The 14721-nt window shown below is 57.4% G+C and carries 17 protein-coding genes and 4 tRNA genes; 14 read left to right on the forward strand and 7 right to left on the reverse strand.

Translation table 11 applies throughout. The features are described from left to right. Positions 1 to 2: 2 nt before the first annotated feature. On the reverse strand, positions 3 to 1100 hold the full coding sequence (locus L861_RS05120) for a TRAP transporter substrate-binding protein (protein ID WP_016415505.1): 1098 nt from the start codon (positions 1098 to 1100) through the stop codon (positions 3 to 5). A 197-nt stretch (positions 1101 to 1297) separates the two neighbouring features. Then, positions 1298 to 1957, reverse strand: coding sequence for a GntR family transcriptional regulator (locus tag L861_RS05125; RefSeq protein WP_016415506.1), 660 nt, complete (start codon positions 1955 to 1957; stop codon positions 1298 to 1300). Between the two features lie 152 nt (positions 1958 to 2109). Between L861_RS05125 and L861_RS05130 the strand changes: the two genes are divergently transcribed. Both L861_RS05130 and L861_RS05135 read left to right on the forward strand, forming a co-directional pair. Beyond that, complete coding sequence (locus L861_RS05130; RefSeq protein ID WP_016415507.1) at positions 2110 to 2688, forward strand: chromate transporter; 579 nt, start codon at positions 2110 to 2112, stop codon at positions 2686 to 2688. After that, on the forward strand, positions 2685 to 3221 hold the full coding sequence (locus L861_RS05135; RefSeq protein ID WP_016415508.1) for a chromate transporter: 537 nt from the start codon (positions 2685 to 2687) through the stop codon (positions 3219 to 3221). Before L861_RS05130 ends, L861_RS05135 begins: the two co-directional genes overlap by 4 nt. 94 nt (positions 3222 to 3315) lie before the next feature. On the opposite strand, the gene L861_RS05140 is transcribed toward L861_RS05135, so the two are convergent. Further along, positions 3316 to 3391 (reverse strand) — tRNA-Ala (locus L861_RS05140). A gap of 249 nt (positions 3392 to 3640) precedes the next feature. Between L861_RS05140 and uvrY the strand changes: the two genes are divergently transcribed. The 8 genes from uvrY (at position 3641) to nadB (ending at position 9868) form a co-directional block, all read left to right on the forward strand. Then, positions 3641 to 4294, forward strand: a complete 654-nt coding sequence (gene uvrY / locus L861_RS05145) for a UvrY/SirA/GacA family response regulator transcription factor (RefSeq protein WP_016415509.1) — start codon at positions 3641 to 3643, stop codon at positions 4292 to 4294. 6 nt (positions 4295 to 4300) lie between these two features. Next, complete coding sequence (gene uvrC, locus L861_RS05150) at positions 4301 to 6115, forward strand: excinuclease ABC subunit UvrC (RefSeq protein WP_016415510.1); 1815 nt, start codon at positions 4301 to 4303, stop codon at positions 6113 to 6115. A 61-nt stretch (positions 6116 to 6176) separates the two neighbouring features. Beyond that, on the forward strand, positions 6177 to 6725 hold the full coding sequence (gene pgsA / locus L861_RS05155) for a CDP-diacylglycerol--glycerol-3-phosphate 3-phosphatidyltransferase (RefSeq protein ID WP_016415511.1): 549 nt from the start codon (positions 6177 to 6179) through the stop codon (positions 6723 to 6725). 69 nt (positions 6726 to 6794) lie between these two features. After that, positions 6795 to 6869: transfer RNA gene (locus L861_RS05160), tRNA-Gly, on the forward strand. A gap of 23 nt (positions 6870 to 6892) precedes the next feature. Further along, positions 6893 to 6966, forward strand: a tRNA-Cys gene (locus L861_RS05165). Between the two features lie 33 nt (positions 6967 to 6999). Beyond that, positions 7000 to 7086 (forward strand) — tRNA-Leu (locus L861_RS05170). Between the two features lie 44 nt (positions 7087 to 7130). Further along, on the forward strand, positions 7131 to 8276 hold the full coding sequence (locus L861_RS05175; RefSeq protein WP_016415512.1) for an FUSC family protein: 1146 nt from the start codon (positions 7131 to 7133) through the stop codon (positions 8274 to 8276). A gap of 2 nt (positions 8277 to 8278) precedes the next feature. Beyond that, positions 8279 to 9868, forward strand: a complete 1590-nt coding sequence (nadB, locus tag L861_RS05180; RefSeq protein WP_016415513.1) for an L-aspartate oxidase — start codon at positions 8279 to 8281, stop codon at positions 9866 to 9868. Here nadB and L861_RS24450 read toward each other — a convergent pair. Together L861_RS24450 and L861_RS05185 are read right to left on the reverse strand one after the other, a co-directional pair. Next, on the reverse strand, positions 9865 to 10206 hold the full coding sequence (locus L861_RS24450; RefSeq protein ID WP_144062959.1) for a hypothetical protein: 342 nt from the start codon (positions 10204 to 10206) through the stop codon (positions 9865 to 9867). The genes nadB and L861_RS24450 overlap by 4 nt on opposite strands. A gap of 25 nt (positions 10207 to 10231) precedes the next feature. Then, a complete protein-coding gene (locus tag L861_RS05185) occupies positions 10232 to 10525 on the reverse strand; it encodes an FAD assembly factor SdhE (RefSeq protein ID WP_016415514.1) in 294 nt (97 codons plus the stop codon). Between the two features lie 214 nt (positions 10526 to 10739). Between L861_RS05185 and L861_RS05190 the strand changes: the two genes are divergently transcribed. The 3 genes from L861_RS05190 to lapB are packed head-to-tail and all read left to right on the forward strand — an operon-like array spanning position 10740 to position 12559. Beyond that, on the forward strand, positions 10740 to 11036 hold the full coding sequence (locus L861_RS05190) for an integration host factor subunit beta (RefSeq protein WP_016415515.1): 297 nt from the start codon (positions 10740 to 10742) through the stop codon (positions 11034 to 11036). Positions 11037 to 11071: 35 nt separating this feature from the next. Next, on the forward strand, positions 11072 to 11377 hold the full coding sequence (locus L861_RS05195; RefSeq protein ID WP_016415516.1) for a lipopolysaccharide assembly protein LapA domain-containing protein: 306 nt from the start codon (positions 11072 to 11074) through the stop codon (positions 11375 to 11377). Further along, positions 11378 to 12559: a lipopolysaccharide assembly protein LapB gene (lapB, locus tag L861_RS05200; RefSeq protein WP_016415517.1), complete on the forward strand. Its 1182-nt coding sequence runs from the start codon at positions 11378 to 11380 to the stop codon at positions 12557 to 12559. It abuts the gene before it with no gap. 26 nt (positions 12560 to 12585) lie between these two features. On the opposite strand, the gene pyrF is transcribed toward lapB, so the two are convergent. Further along, positions 12586 to 13287 (reverse strand): orotidine-5'-phosphate decarboxylase, encoded by a 702-nt coding sequence (gene pyrF / locus L861_RS05205; protein ID WP_016415518.1) that lies wholly within the window; start codon positions 13285 to 13287, stop codon positions 12586 to 12588. 230 nt (positions 13288 to 13517) lie between these two features. On the opposite strand from pyrF, the gene L861_RS05210 reads away from it, so the two are divergent. Further along, complete coding sequence (locus L861_RS05210; protein WP_016415519.1) at positions 13518 to 13784, forward strand: ComEA family DNA-binding protein; 267 nt, start codon at positions 13518 to 13520, stop codon at positions 13782 to 13784. A 103-nt stretch (positions 13785 to 13887) separates the two neighbouring features. On the opposite strand, the gene L861_RS05215 is transcribed toward L861_RS05210, so the two are convergent. Then, positions 13888 to 14649, reverse strand: coding sequence for an SDR family oxidoreductase (locus L861_RS05215; RefSeq protein WP_016415520.1), 762 nt, complete (start codon positions 14647 to 14649; stop codon positions 13888 to 13890). Positions 14650 to 14721 lie beyond the last annotated feature (72 nt).

Consider the following 14721-nt stretch of genomic DNA (forward strand, 5'->3'; position numbering starts at 1 on the left):
GGCTAGGCTCGCAGGTTGAGGAAGGTCTTTTCGCTGACACCCGCCCAAGACGCGTGCTTGTCGCGGAAGGCCATGAAAGCATCATGCACCTTGCGCGTCTCGGCATCTTCACTGGCCATAGCCTCGAGCACTTCCGCGGTTACCATCTCGAGCCGTTCAACCACCTCAGTTGGCAACGGCTGAGCGATGACGCCTTCATTCTCGACCAGATCCGCAAGTGCCTCGGCATTGACCGATTCGCACCACGCCTGGCTTTCCAGATTGCAGGCCATAGCGGCCGTACGAACGATGGACTGCAAATCGGCCGGCAGACTCTCCCACACCGCCTTGTTGATCAGCAATTCGGTGACATTCGTCGGCTCGTGCCAGCCAGTGGTGTAATAGTGCTTGGCCGCCTTGTGCAGCCCCATACGGCGATCCTGGTAGGGGCCAACGAATTCTGCTGCGTCGATTACGCCACGTTCCAGTGCCGGGAAGATCTCGCCGCCGGGCAACAGGCGAACGGCTACTCCTAATTCGTTGTAGACTTTGCCGGCCAGCCCAGGGATACGCATCTTCAGCCCGTTCAAATCACCTATGCCCTCGATGGGCTGACGGAACCAGCCGGTCATCTGCACGCCAGTGTTGCCCATGGGCATCGCCACCAGCCCACGCGAGGCATAGAGTTCGTCCCACAGTTGCTGGCCGCCGCCGTGATAGATCCAGGCATTCATACCTTGAGTATTCATGCCAAACGGAACAGTGGTGAAATACTGAGCGGCGGGAATTTGGCCAGCCCAGAAATAGGCATTTCCTGCATTCATCTCGATCATGCCGCTGGACACAGCGTTGAACCCCTCGAGAGCAGGGATCAATTCGCCTGCAGCGAAATGGTGGATCTTCAGGCGACCATCCGAGAGGGCCTCGACCTTGCGGCAAAAATCGGTCGGACTACCAGGACCTTCCACATAGAAAGGCGCCCCGGGTCCATAGGCGTTGGTCATGCGCCATTCGAAGGTCTGGGTGGATTGGGCACGCGCGACATGAGGTGCTCCCATGATCAGGCCGGCGGTGGAGGAAACGGCGGCAGTGCTAAGGAACTTGCGACGGGACAGCGACATGATTCAGTACCCCTTGCATGGTCATGGAGAAACGAACTGTTACCTGACAATGCAATGGACATGCCACAAAAATCGATTTTTTATATATTAGTATGATTTAGCAGTTTATATCGTCAGTTTCCACTCACATCGATCCTTCATTACGCACCACAGTGACGCCACCAAGTCTTGCCATGCCATACGAGAGTGCAGAGCTTTCAGGAACGGCAACTGCCAAGTGCCACTTGGTGGGAAAGCATGATGTGATTCTCCAGCAGCAAGCTGGCTGCCTTGATGTCGCGCTTCAATGCAAGCTCGACAAGTTCGTCATGCTGGGCGTCGAGAACTTCACGGATAGAGGAATTCTCTGGCGCCAGGCGCCGGTAGCGGTCGAACTGATCATGTAACTGTTCGATGAATCGGAGCAACCATGCAGATCCACAGGACGCCACCAAGGTTTGATGAAAGCGGCCATGGGTATGCTCCCAATGTTCGACATCTTCACCGTTGGCTCGCCTGAGGCGATGCGCAGCTGCCAAGAGTTCGGATTCCCATTCGGCATCGCCATAGCGAATCGCCTGCTCGAGTGCCATGCATTCCAACTTGCGACGCATCTGGGCAATATCATCCAGTTCGCTTCGATCAAGGCGGGGAATACGAAAGCCGCGCTGGTTCTCTTGGGTCAGAAGTCCATAGGCCGCCAGCTTGTTGAGTGCTTCACGCAGCGGGCTGAGTCCTACGCAATAACGTTCTTTCAGCGCATTGATGGCGATCTTCTCACCCGCCTGGAAGCACCCATTGACGATATCGCGACGCAAGATCTCATAGATTCGGCTGGCATGAGTTGCATTACCGACCCGCAGTGCTGTCTTGTTCATGAACAACTCCTTATGAGCTCAGCTTTCATCCCTGCGATGAGCCGAGCTTGACCTGATACTTCAAGCAACCTTATTTTATGATAATCGATTTTCTTTCCAGATTGCGATATTGGTAGCAATGATCGCAGATTGCTTCAGACAGGGAGTCCACCATGCCAAGCCCCCTCACCCGCCCCATGCGCCTGCCACTGTTCTGGGCCTTCCTGCGCATCGGGCTATTGGGTTTCGGAGGTGGCCCATCGATGATTCCGCTCATTCAGCAAGAAGTCGTCAAGCGCCATGCCTGGATGGATGAGGAAACGTTCGGTGATGTCCTGGCCATCGCCAATACCCTACCCGGTCCCATTGCCACCAAGATGCCGGGATACATTGGTTACCGGGTTGCCGGGATAAGTGGATGCCTCATCGCCGTGGCCGCTGTGATCATACCGATGATCCTGGCCATGATTGCGCTTCTCGGCGTGTTCAGCCGTTACCGTGAAATGGCCTGGATCCAAGGCATGAGCCATGGCGTGATACCGGTTGTGATCGTCATGATGGTGCAGTTGACGCTGGATTTCTGGAACAAGTCGCGGGTAGCACTGGGCTGGTGGATCAGCCTCACCATGGCGGCAGTCTCGGGAGGCTTGATCTATTGGCTCGGTGTACACCCAGGTTGGGTCGTCGGCAGCCTGTTGCTTGGCGCAATGCTTCTACCACTGGGAGCTCGCCGCAAGGAGGCACCCCGGTGATCTACTGGCAGCTGTTCCTGGCCTTCCTCATCCCCAACATCATCGGCTATGGCGGGGGGCCGGCCATCATCCCCTTAATCGAAGCGGAAGTGGTCGGGCGCCATGGCTGGATGACGGCACAGAGCTTTGCGGAAACCCTGGCACTCGGCAATGCCTTGCCAAGCCCCATCGCCACCAAGATGGCAGGTTATATCGGTTTCGAGGTGGCGGGTTGGGGTGGTGCCGTCGTCGCGGTACTCGCCACAGTCGTTCCTTCCCTGCTACTTATGCTTGGCGCCCTGGGTGTCTTGTATCGTCATCGTGAATCGCCCCGTGTCAAACGCATGAGTCAGTGGGTACGCCCGGTGATCGCGATGATGATGGCTTGGCTTGCCTTGAGCTTTCTGGAGACTGGTGTCGAGAGTGCCGGACTATGGCACACCTTGGGAATCGCGTCCGTAGCCGCCGTGGCCTTGTTGCGATTTCGCGTGCATCCCGCACTGGTGGTTGCTGGAGGACTGCTATATGGCGCCCTCTTCCTCGGCGGAAGTTGAAACCATTAGTCGCGCAAGGTTTGACTTTTTGTTACCAATGCAAGAAAAAGCCGCTTGGCGGGTTACGCCAAGCGGCTAATTCATCTAAACTTTTTGGTGGAGCCTAGCGGGATCGAACCGCTGACCTCAACACTGCCAGTGTTGCGCTCTCCCAGCTGAGCTAAGGCCCCACGAGCGTGCTGCACCATTTTATATACAGTACGCAACACGCTACTAAATGACTCCTAGGTTTGGGCTGCCCAGAAGCCGATGCGCACTGTACGCAACGACTTCCTGCTAGTCAAGTATTTGCATTACAACGCCAACATAGGAAAATGCAGCTGACAACCAACGCTGGATTAGAGAGACTAATCAAAGCTAAGCTTATCGCATTAGATTAACCATACCTAATGTGAGTATAACTCTAATCGGGAGCACCCTTGATCAAGGTCCTTGTCGCAGATGACCATCACTTGGTACGCACCAGTATCGCCCGTATGCTGGATGCCGAAGAAGGCTTCGCAGTAGTCGGCGAGGCTGCCGATGGAGAAGAAGCCATTGCCTTGGCTCGCAGGCATCGCCCGGATATCGTGCTGATGGACATTCGCATGCCTGGTGTCAGCGGACTCGAGGCGACCCGTAAGATCACCAAGGGTATGTCCGATATCAAGGTCGTGGTGTTAACGGCATTCCTCGAGGAAAACTTTGCCGAACGCTTACTCAATGCCGGTGCCAGCGGCTTCATCAGCAAGGGCACCGAACTTGGTGATATGGTGGCCGCTCTGCGAGCCGTTTTCTCCGGACAGCGTTATATCAGTCCGGAAATCGCCCAACGGGTGGTTCTGGCCAAGGTGGATGCCCAGGACAACCCCTTCGACACTCTTTCGCATCGGGAGCTGCAAGTGGCGATGATGATCGTCAACTGCCAAACGGTTAGCGACATCTCTGACCGCCTGTTTCTGAGCCCAAAGACCGTCAATACTTATCGCTACCGTATTTTTGAAAAGCTCGGCGTACATTCTGACGTCGAATTGACCCATTTGGGACTGCGCCATGGATTGGTAGACGGCTATCGACGCGAGGAAGAAGCCTGATCAACCATGAGTTTTGACGCCAAGCAATTTCTCAAGACCGTAAGTGCAGCACCCGGCGTCTATCGCATGCTCGACGACCGAGGCGACACGCTTTATATCGGCAAGGCCAAGCGCCTCAAATCCCGCTTGGCTAGCTATTTCCGTGGCGCTCTCAATACCAAGACCCAGGCCTTGGTGGCACGTATCGCCGATATCGAAGTCACGCTAACCCGCAGCGAGACAGAAGCCCTGTTGATGGAACAGGCGCTGATCAAGGAGCTCCGGCCGCCTTACAACATTCTGCTGCGTGATGACAAATCCTACCCGTTCGTATTCGTCAGCGATCGTCATCCTTATCCAGCACTAGAGCATAAGCGAGCGCGCAATCGGCGCAGCGACGGTCGCTACCTGGGCCCCTACCCCAGCAGCGGTGCCGTGCGCGAAACCCTGTCACTGATGCAAAAGATCTTTCGCATCCGCAACTGCGAGGACAGTGTCTTCGCCAATCGCACCCGGCCATGCCTGCAGTACCAAATCGAGCGTTGCAGCGCACCCTGCGTCGACTATATCAGCCAGGAAGACTACCGCCGCGACGTAGAACACGCCGTGATGTGCCTGGAAGGTAAGAGTGAACAAGTGACCGAGCAACTCACCGAACACATGGAAGCCGCCAGTCAAGCACTCGAGTTCGAAGAAGCTGCCAGGTTGCGTGATCAGATCCAGCAGTTGCGCCGCCTGCAGGAACGCCAGATCGTCGATACCGACGCAGGGGATGCCGATCTTTTTGCTTTGGCCGAGCGTCCGGGAGGGCTATGCATTTCTGTGGTTACCGTGCGCCAGGGGCGCATGCTCGGCGCGCGCCATCACAGTCCCGACAACGGCCTAGACTTGAGTGCTGAAGAACTGCTGGGCGAGTTCGTCAGCCAGTTCTATCTCGGCCAAGGACGCGAACCACCCCAGGAAGTGCTGACGTCTCACCCATTACCCGATGCCCCGCTGCTGCAGACGGCGCTATCCGAGCAGGCCGGCAAGCGTATCCGCGTAGCACACCAGGTACGCGGTCATCGTGCTCAATGGTTGCAACTGGCACGCACCAATGCCGAACAGTATCTGGCTTCCCAACTCGCCAATCAAAGTCAGCTGACACGGCGTTTCGAGGCGCTACGGGAAGCCCTGGCACTTGATACCACACCCGAGCGACTGGAGTGCTTCGATATCAGCCATAGTCATGGTGAAGCCACCGTGGCCTCCTGCGTAGTCTTCGACCAGCAGGGGCCAGTCAAGTCGGACTATCGTCGCTACAATATCGAAGGCGTTGCCGCTGGCGACGACTACGGTGCCATGCGCCAGGCATTGACGCGTCGATTCAAGCGACTGGCGAGCGGTGAAGGCAAGCGCCCCGACATCCTGTTGGTGGATGGTGGCAAGGGCCAGCTCAACATGGCCCGAGAGGTGTTCTCCGAACTCGGGGTCAGTGACGTGCAGTTGGTTGGGGTCGCCAAGGGCACCACTCGCAAGCCTGGACTGGAGACCCTGTTCGTCGAAACAGCCGATCATAGCCTGAACCTGGATAGCGGCTCACCGGCACTGCACCTGGTTCAACATATCCGAGATGAAGCCCACCGCTTCGCCATTACCGGTCATCGGACACGACGCGACAAGCAACGCCGCACTTCGACTCTGCAGGGAATCCCCGGCGTTGGCCCCAAACGTCGTCGCGAGTTGCTGCGTTTCTTTGGCGGCCTGCAAGGTGTACGCCAGGCCTCCCGCGAGGAGCTTGCCCGAGTCCCCGGCATCAGCGACAACCTGGCCACAACGATCCATCAAGCCCTGCATGGATGATCGCGACGAAGGCAGATAGAATGTGCTCTCTCGACCACCGGCAAGGACACGCGGCACACCCATGAACATCCCCAACCTCCTGACCCTGGCGCGCATCGCCTTCATACCGCTGCTGGTGATTGTCTTTTATTTACCATTTTCCTGGAGCATGCTGCTGGCAGCACTGCTGTTCGCCCTGGCAGCAATCACCGATTGGCTCGACGGTTATCTGGCTCGGCGCTGGGATCAGAGTACACCGTTCGGCGCCTTCCTCGACCCAGTGGCCGACAAGTTGATGGTCGCCGTGGCCCTTGCCCTGTTGATCGAACTTTATGAGGCGGTCTGGCTAACCCTACCAGCGTTGGTGATCATTGGTCGCGAGATCGTGATCTCCGCCCTACGCGAATGGATGGCCGAGATGGGCAAGCGCAGTAGTATCGCCGTGTCGTGGATCGGCAAGATCAAGACGACGTTACAGATGGTGTCGATCTTTCTGTTGCTTGGATTCCCACCAAACACACCCATCGCCAATCTCGGCGTAGTCACGCTTTTCGTAGCTGCCGTGCTGACCCTATGGTCGATGTTGCAATACCTTCGCACCGCCTGGCCACATCTTAGTCGCTCGATGTGAGCCACTCTGGAAAGGCCAATAAGCAATTGACAGATACGCACTTATCCGTATAATGCGCTCTCGAGTCGAGCGGGAATAGCTCAGTGGTAGAGCATCGCCTTGCCAAGGCGAGGGTCGCGAGTTCGAATCTCGTTTCCCGCTCCATTTATTGGAAAACGACTCAATGAGGCTGGATGGCAGAGTGGTTATGCAGCGGACTGCAACTCCGTGTACGCCGGTTCGATTCCGACTCCAGCCTCCATTTGCAATCCCTCTTTTTGCCTGCTCGAACTCCGCCCGGATGGCGAAATTGGTAGACGCAAGAGACTTAAAATCTCTCGGTGGCAACACCGTGCCGGTTCGAGCCCGGCTCCGGGCACCAATCTCTTCGGCGGTTCTCCTGGCTTTCACCCAGGGTTTCTTTTCATGAAAATGCCGCGCCTGCGCGACCCCTACTTCAACTATCGATACCAACATGCGCTGCATGTATTTCGTGTCTCGCTGGCGCTAACAACCACTTTCAGCATCATCCATCTGTTTTCGATTCCCCATAGCGGCTGGGCACTGGTCAGCACTATCATGGTGATGGGCAACCTTCCGCATATTGGAGGCGTCCTCGATAAGGCTGGCCAACGTTTGTTGGGTACCTTACTTGGCGCGAGCTGGGGGATTCTGCTGATTCTGTTACCCGTGCCACTGCCCAGCTTCATACCACTAGGCGCCCTTGCCGGTATCGCTGTCGCCACCTATGCGACATTTGCCAACCGATATGGCTACAGTGGCTTGATGTTCGGTATCAGCCTATTGTTGGTACTGGGCGAAGGACACCAGGACCTAACCATCGCGCTGTGGCGCTCCTTCGATGTGATTCTCGGCACCGTGGTGGGCATCCTGGTGACGATCGCCGTACTGCCACAGAAAGCCACTGACATGCTTCGCTTCCAGCTTGCCGAGAACCTCGACAAAATGGCTCGGCTCTATCACGCACATACCACTGCCAGTGCGGGAATCGACGTTGACTCACGAGAACTGTTGAAGGCCACCAGCTCACTGTTGACCAAGCAACGTGGACTGGTCGATGCCATTCATAGTGAACGACGCCTGCGACGTAATGAGCTCGACGACATCATTGCCCTCGAACGACGCATGCTCTCCACCATCGAGCTGCTGCTGGAAACCCACTGGACGACCCGCGCCGGACATGATCGTATCGAGGCTTTAGAGGGGCTTCGCGAGCAGCAGCATCGACTAGCGCGTGCACTTGGCACCTTAGCCTTTCAGATACGTACCGGTCAGAACATCGATGTCGAGGTCACGCCATTCGACTTGCAACGTTATGCCGGCAAGGTCGAGGGCGCACGCGGCGAGGATGGGCGCACTCTGTTCAGCCCTGGCGGTTACCTGTGGCTCAATCGCGAACTGGCGAGACTGACCGAGGAGCTGCTCGAGCGCCTTGGCGGGCTACGCCGCTTGCCCAGCAAACGCCTGCGGCGTCGCGCCTCACATCACACCTTGATCAGCAAGGCTCAAGATCGTTTCGATGAAGACCGGGATGCGCAGAGGAGAGGATAGCCGTGACATCCAGCGAACATGATGTGCTGGTCATTGGGGGCGGTGTTGCTGGCCTAAGCCTGGCTTTGGAGCTGGCCGATGAGCGGCGTGTCACTCTGTTGCGTCCGGTCAGCGACGACCACGGCGCGAGTCGCTGGGCCCAAGGCGGCATCGCGGCAGTGCTCTCGCCCCAAGACGATATCCAAGCCCATGTGCAAGATACCCTCAATGCTGGTGATGGCTTGTGCGACGAAGCGACCGTACGCTTTACGGTCACCCAAGGGCCTGCCGCCATCGAGTGGCTGGTAACGTTAGGCGTCCCCTTCACCCCGGATACCAGCCCCCAGGCCCCCTACCCCTTCCATCTGACTCGCGAAGGTGGCCATGGGGCTCGGCGTGTGATTCATGCCGCTGATGCAACGGGGCGCGCGCTGATCGATACACTACTCGAGCATGTCGCACGACACCCGGGAATCACCGTGCGCCAAGACGTCAATGTCATCGAGTTGATCGGTGACGCCACTGGTCACTGTCGTGGCGCCTACGGCCTTACCACTCATGGCAAACTCGAAACGCTACAGGCTAACGACACCGTTCTCGCTACCGGCGGTGCCAGTGGGCTGTTTCAACATACGACCAGCCCGGTTCCCGCGTGCGGTGAAGGCATGATCATGGCAGCTGAACTCGGCGCCACCCTGATGAACCTGGAATTCCAGCAATTTCATCCGACATGCCTCTACGACCCTACAGGCAGCCCCTTCCTGATCAGTGAAGCATTGCGTGGCGAAGGGGGAATTCTCAGGAACCTCGACGGCCATCGTTTCATGCCGGCAATCGACCCTCGAGCGGAGCTGGCACCACGCGATATCGTCGCCCGAGCCATCGATGCCGAGATGCAACGCCGCCACAGCCAACATGTGTTGCTCGACATGACACATCTCCCCGCCGAGACGCTGCGCAAGCTGTTCCCCACCATTCATGCGCACTGCCTGGCACGAGGGCTGGACATCACCCGCGAACCCATCCCCGTGGTACCCGCCGCCCACTACAGCTGTGGCGGGGTGGCAACCGACCACCATGGCGCCACACGGGTTCCTCACCTGTACGCCATCGGCGAAGTCGCCTGCACTGGCCTGCATGGCGCCAACCGCATGGCTAGCAACTCGCTGTTGGAGTGCCTGGTCTTCGCTCGCGCCGCCGCGCAAGCTCTACGCAAACCCAAGCCAGGCTCCCTAGCTCCCGTGAAAACGCCGTCCTTCAGCCGATGCCATGCACAAGTTGAACCGGCAGCCCTTGGCGAACTGCTAGCGGATACGCGCCGCACGATGAGCCGAAACGCTGGCATCGTACGCCATGATACTGGTCTCAGCGAAGCTGCTGCCACACTGCACGACCTGGTCGCACGATGCCGATATCTATGGCAACGACATATACCCAGTAATGAACTGGCCAAGGTATGTCGGGCGGTACGACTGGCCGAACTCACCGTCGATGCCGCTCGTCGACGCCGCGAGTCGCGAGGCCTGCATTACAATCGGGATTGCCCGGAACACGCCAACGGGTCGGCAAAGCCGTCGTTTTCCTATTTAGACGCTTTCGCCGACCACGCCTAACCGTACACTGGGTGAGCAACCAGGTTACGCCGCAAATCACGGAGAACCTGAGGCGGGGCACTATCTGGCCATAGCCAGTAATGTCTCCCATCCATCGCCAGAGCAATCAGCCAGGGCCCTAGATAGGTCACCTTGACGCTTACATCCTGCCAAGGGCTATCCATCGCATCCCGGTATTGCCAGCATCCCCCATGGCCATCTCCCGGTATCCAGCGACACTGCCATGGGCGCTCCCGGCACCAGGACCAGCACAAAACGATAATCAACACCATCACCGCCATGGCAATGAACCACAGCGGTGCATAAAGTGATATCGGCAGACAAATCGCTATCGCCATTCCCGACTGAGCGAGCCGAGCTAGCCTAGAGGGTCCGATACTGATCGTTATCGGTGCTTTCGGCATACTCGACGATCATCTTGACGATCCGGCGACGGATCGGTTCTTCTGGCCATTCGCGGCGCATCAGCCATATGAACAAGTCCTGATCCTCTTCGTCGAGCAATTCACGATAGGCAGCTTGATCGACAGAATCGAGTCCGTCATAGCAGTGCTCGAGAAACGGAACCAGCAACAGGTCGAGCTCCCACATGCCGCGTCGGGAGTGCCAATGGAGCCGCTTGCGGGTAATCTCATCGGCTGAGATATTTTCGCTCAACGTTGACCTCGGGAGAAAAATCTCGGTGAATGTGAGCGCAGTATACCCGAGCTTCGCTCCTCCGGCATCCAGGTATCGAAAGCCGGGTACAGACGGTAACGGAGAGTGGACGTTCTAGTGCGTTGTTTTATCACGGTTTACGCAGTATGCTGAGAGGAAACAACAACACCGGGACTGCCGTTACCTGTCTGGCACCACCGCATGGAGAAAGTCGATGACCAAATCCGAGTTGATCGAGCAGATTGCAATGCGACAGCCGGAGCTGTCGATCAAGGAAGTCGAAGCCGCCGTCCGTATCATCCTCGATGACATCACCGACGCGTTGGCAGATGGCGGACGAGTGGAAATTCGTGGTTTCGGGAGTTTCTCCCTGCACTATCGAGAACCTCGTGTCGGCCGCAACCCAAAGACAGGAGACCCTGTCGAACTCAACGGCAAGTTCGTACCACACTTCAAACCGGGCAAGGAACTGCGCGAGCAAGTCAACGCCAGCCGCGCCTTGGGCTATTGAGATAAAGCTTCACCGTATCGACAAAGGAAACCATCATGCGTTGGCTCAAAGGTCTTATCCTGGCCATTATCTTGCTGGCAGTGCTGCTGATCGGCATCCTGTTCGCCGTTAACAATCAGCAGACTTTGCCACTCAACCTGATCTGGGTCGAGCTGCCACCGGCATCTCTCTCGGTCTGGCTGCTGGCGGCACTGGCCTGCGGGGTCGTGTTGGGCATGTTGGCCATGAGCGGTGTCTACTTGCGGCTGCGCACCTTGCTGACCAGGGCCCAGCGCCATAACCAGCAACAGCGCAAGGAACTCGATCGACTGCGGATCCAGGAGCTCAAGGAAGTACCCTGAATGCCCGATCTCCTGCTGCTGGCCCTGTTGTTGGCAGCGGTCGCCATCGGTTGGTGGCTCGGCCGCCGCGAAAGAGGGAAGGATGTTTTCACTTCGCAGCAACCTTCCCTGTCGCGGGACTACTTCGTGGGTCTCAACTATCTACTCAACGAACAGCCTGACCGCGCCATCGAAACCTTCGTTGCCGCTCTTGAGGTCAATAGCGATACCATCGAGACGCATATCACTCTGGGCAATCTGTTTCGGTTGCGGGGGGAAGCCGACCGAGCGGTGAAGATCCATCAGAATCTACTGGCCCGCCCCTCTCTGAGCGCGGTACAAAGCAACCAAGTACAGCTTGAATTATCACGCGATTTTCTACACTTGGGCCTGCTCGACCGCGCTGAACGACTGTTGCAAACACTGGTGCGCGATACTCATGATGAAGACCTCCGTGAATCAGCCAAACGCTTGCTGGTCGATCTGTTCGAACAAGAGCAGGAGTGGCAAGCGGCACTGGAGGTTGCTCAACCTACGCTGATCAGCCGTTACCAGGATACTCGTCGCGCGGCGGCCCACTGGCTGTGCGAGCTCGCTGAACAGGATTTACGATCGGCGAGTCCTGCCCTGGCTCGCAAACGTCTACGCCAAGCCTTGTCGATCGATGAACACTGTGTGCGCGTGAACTGGCTGCTGGCCAAAATCGAACACGACACTGGCCATTACAAGGCCGAAATCCGCATTCTCAAGCGAATTCCTCATCAAGATCGAGATTTCGCTCCGATCATTCTCGAGCCGCTTCGCAATGCCTACCAACTGCTTGATGACGAGAATGGACTTGAGACAGCCCTTCGCGAGCTGATTGATCTTACTCCCTTCACCAGTGCCGTCATCATGCTCGCTGAAACGCTGCAGCGTCGTGAAGGCAATGATGCAGCCGCGGCTTTCATCAGTGAACAGCTTGCTACCGCACCCAGCTTGCGAGGCGTCGACTACCTGATGGACCTATACCGTCAGAAGGCCGATACCGAAGAACGCAACCGTATCGATCTGCTCAAACGACATACCCATACCCTGCTGGAGGCCCGACCGCGCCATCGTTGCCGACGCTGTGGCTTCGCCGGTGCCCAGCTGCACTGGCGTTGCCCCAGCTGTCGTAGCTGGGGCACGACCAAGCCAATCACCGGCATCGAAGGAGAATAAGGGGCAGCGATTCCTAAGAGTGGAGGCTAGAGGATGGCCAATTCTTTCTCGATGGCATCCAGCGCCACCATCGGGTCCTCGGCCTGTGTCACCGGCCGGCCGATCACCAGGTAGGAGCTACCCGCAGCCATGGCCTGCCCAGGTGTGCGAATACGCTGCTGGTCGTCTGCCGCCGCGAAAGCTGGGCGAATCCCCGGCGTGACTTTCAGAAAATCGCTACCACAGATCTCGGTCAAACGTGCCGACTCCTGGGCCGAGCACACCACTCCATCCATGCCGCTCTTGTGAGCCAGTCGAGCCAAGCGCTCGACCTGTGCTGCCGTCGATGCCGTCATCCCGATCTCGGCCAGGTCCTCATCCGCCATGCTCGTCAACACCGTCACCGCTATCAGCAGGGTATTGAAGCCGTGACGATCGAGGCGTTCGCGCGCGGCCTCCATCATGCGACTGCCGCCACTGGCATGGACGTTGACCATCCACACCCCCTGCTCCGCAGCCGCCTGTACGGCGCCGGCCACAGTATGTGGAATATCGTGAAACTTGAGATCGAGAAAAACTTCAAAACCACGCCCGTGTAAAGCCTCGAGCACATCCGGGCCCCCTCGGGTAAACAGCTCCTTGCCAACCTTTACACGGCAACGGGACGGATCAAGGCGATCAGCCATGCATAGGGCGGCATCCATGGATGGGTAGTCGAGGGCAACGATCAATGGTGATGCGGTCGACATAGTCGAATACGTTCCTGTGGGGGGAAATGTCGGCACAGTATATCACGGGCTAGCACCGGCTCTCCGCCCCTGGATTAGCTAATGTCGTCGCCTTTTGTCGGCAATGTCTTACACGAGAAATCGGCAATGTCTTAATAAAATAACACTTATTTAGTGTTACCTTCTGTTTGCCCGTTACGGGCACTGATATCTATAACCAATACCAAAGGATAACCAGACGGAGGGAACCCATGAAGACACTTCTCAAAGCTTTGTCATTGAGCCTTTTGCTCGGTACCGCCAGCATGGCATTGGCACAGGAAGTTGCCCCGATCAATATCAATACGGCTGATGCCGAACTGCTGGCTGAACTGCCCGGCATCGGCAATGCCAAAGCCCAGGCAATCATCGATGAACGCGACGCCAACGGCCCCTTCGACAGTGTCGATGCTCTTGCTCGCGTCAATGGCATTGGTGAGGCCACCGTGGCCAATCTGCGCGATCAAGTAGAATACTGATCGGACAGCACGACTTGTCCACCAACGGCGCCGGGCTCCTATTCAGGAGCCCGGCTTCCGTTTGTACGACTCCATTCCTCTACGACTCCTTTCCTTGGGATGATCAGATTCGTAAGCCACCGTCACATTCGATCACTCGACCGGTGAAGTAGTCGTTCTCGAGAATGAAGGCCACACTCTCGGCAATATCGTTCGGCTTTCCCAATGCTCCTAGAGGAATGCCACGTGCAATCTTCTCCAATACCTCGGGGCGCATGGCGGATGTCATCTCGGTTTCGATAAAGCCCGGCGCCACAGCTCCCACGCGTACACCATGGCGTGCCAATTCCTTCGCCCACGTCACGGTCAGGGCTACCACACCGGCCTTGGCCGCCGCATAGTTGCTCTGCCCCATGTTTCCGGCACGCGAAATACTGGAAATGTTGACGATCACGCCGCCTTGACCGGATTCCACCATCTGGCAGGCCGCCTCTCGACCACACAGGAATACGCCCGTCAGGTTGACATCGACGACCTGCTGCCACTGAGTCAACGACATGGTCTTCTCGACCTTGCCCTCCTTGGCCTTGATCAGCAAGCCATCACGGGTAATACCCGCATTGTTGACCAACCCAGCCACCGTGCCCATCTCCTCGGCGATGGCGCCGAAGGCTTGAGCGACCGACACTTCGTCGGCGACATTGGTCACATAAGACCTGGCCTCGATGCCTTCGTCTCGCAGGGCGCCGACAGCGATATCCAACGCTTCCTGCTCCAGATCCAGCAATGCCAAGCGGGCACCTTTCCTCCCCAATAGACTCGCCATGGATAACCCCAGTCCACGAGCCCCTCCAGTAATGGCGATAACCGCCTCATCCATCTGCATGTTAGTTCCTCGGGTATCGTTCCACATCGAGTAGCATTGTGCACCGCAACATGACAAATATAGCACGGCACA

This window comes from Litchfieldella anticariensis FP35 = DSM 16096, assembly GCF_000409775.1.
Lineage (GTDB): Bacteria > Pseudomonadota > Gammaproteobacteria > Pseudomonadales > Halomonadaceae > Litchfieldella > Litchfieldella anticariensis.

What these genes read in the sequence shown, in the direction of transcription:
- L861_RS05120 (WP_016415505.1), bottom strand. Translation starts at nt 1,100, where the DNA reads ATGTCGCTGTCCCGTCGCAAGTTCCTTAGCACTGCCGCCGTTTCCTCC.
- L861_RS05125 (WP_016415506.1), bottom strand. Translation starts at nt 1,957, where the DNA reads ATGAACAAGACAGCACTGCGGGTCGGTAATGCAACTCATGCCAGCCGA.
- L861_RS05130 (WP_016415507.1), top strand. Translation starts at nt 2,110, where the DNA reads ATGCCAAGCCCCCTCACCCGCCCCATGCGCCTGCCACTGTTCTGGGCC.
- uvrC (WP_016415510.1), top strand. Translation starts at nt 4,301, where the DNA reads ATGAGTTTTGACGCCAAGCAATTTCTCAAGACCGTAAGTGCAGCACCC.
- pgsA (WP_016415511.1), top strand. Translation starts at nt 6,177, where the DNA reads ATGAACATCCCCAACCTCCTGACCCTGGCGCGCATCGCCTTCATACCG.
- L861_RS05175 (WP_016415512.1), top strand. Translation starts at nt 7,131, where the DNA reads ATGAAAATGCCGCGCCTGCGCGACCCCTACTTCAACTATCGATACCAA.
- L861_RS24450 (WP_144062959.1), bottom strand. Translation starts at nt 10,206, where the DNA reads ATGGCGATAGCGATTTGTCTGCCGATATCACTTTATGCACCGCTGTGG.
- L861_RS05190 (WP_016415515.1), top strand. Translation starts at nt 10,740, where the DNA reads ATGACCAAATCCGAGTTGATCGAGCAGATTGCAATGCGACAGCCGGAG.
- L861_RS05195 (WP_016415516.1), top strand. Translation starts at nt 11,072, where the DNA reads ATGCGTTGGCTCAAAGGTCTTATCCTGGCCATTATCTTGCTGGCAGTG.
- lapB (WP_016415517.1), top strand. Translation starts at nt 11,378, where the DNA reads ATGCCCGATCTCCTGCTGCTGGCCCTGTTGTTGGCAGCGGTCGCCATC.
- pyrF (WP_016415518.1), bottom strand. Translation starts at nt 13,287, where the DNA reads ATGTCGACCGCATCACCATTGATCGTTGCCCTCGACTACCCATCCATG.
- L861_RS05210 (WP_016415519.1), top strand. Translation starts at nt 13,518, where the DNA reads ATGAAGACACTTCTCAAAGCTTTGTCATTGAGCCTTTTGCTCGGTACC.
- L861_RS05215 (WP_016415520.1), bottom strand. Translation starts at nt 14,649, where the DNA reads ATGCAGATGGATGAGGCGGTTATCGCCATTACTGGAGGGGCTCGTGGA.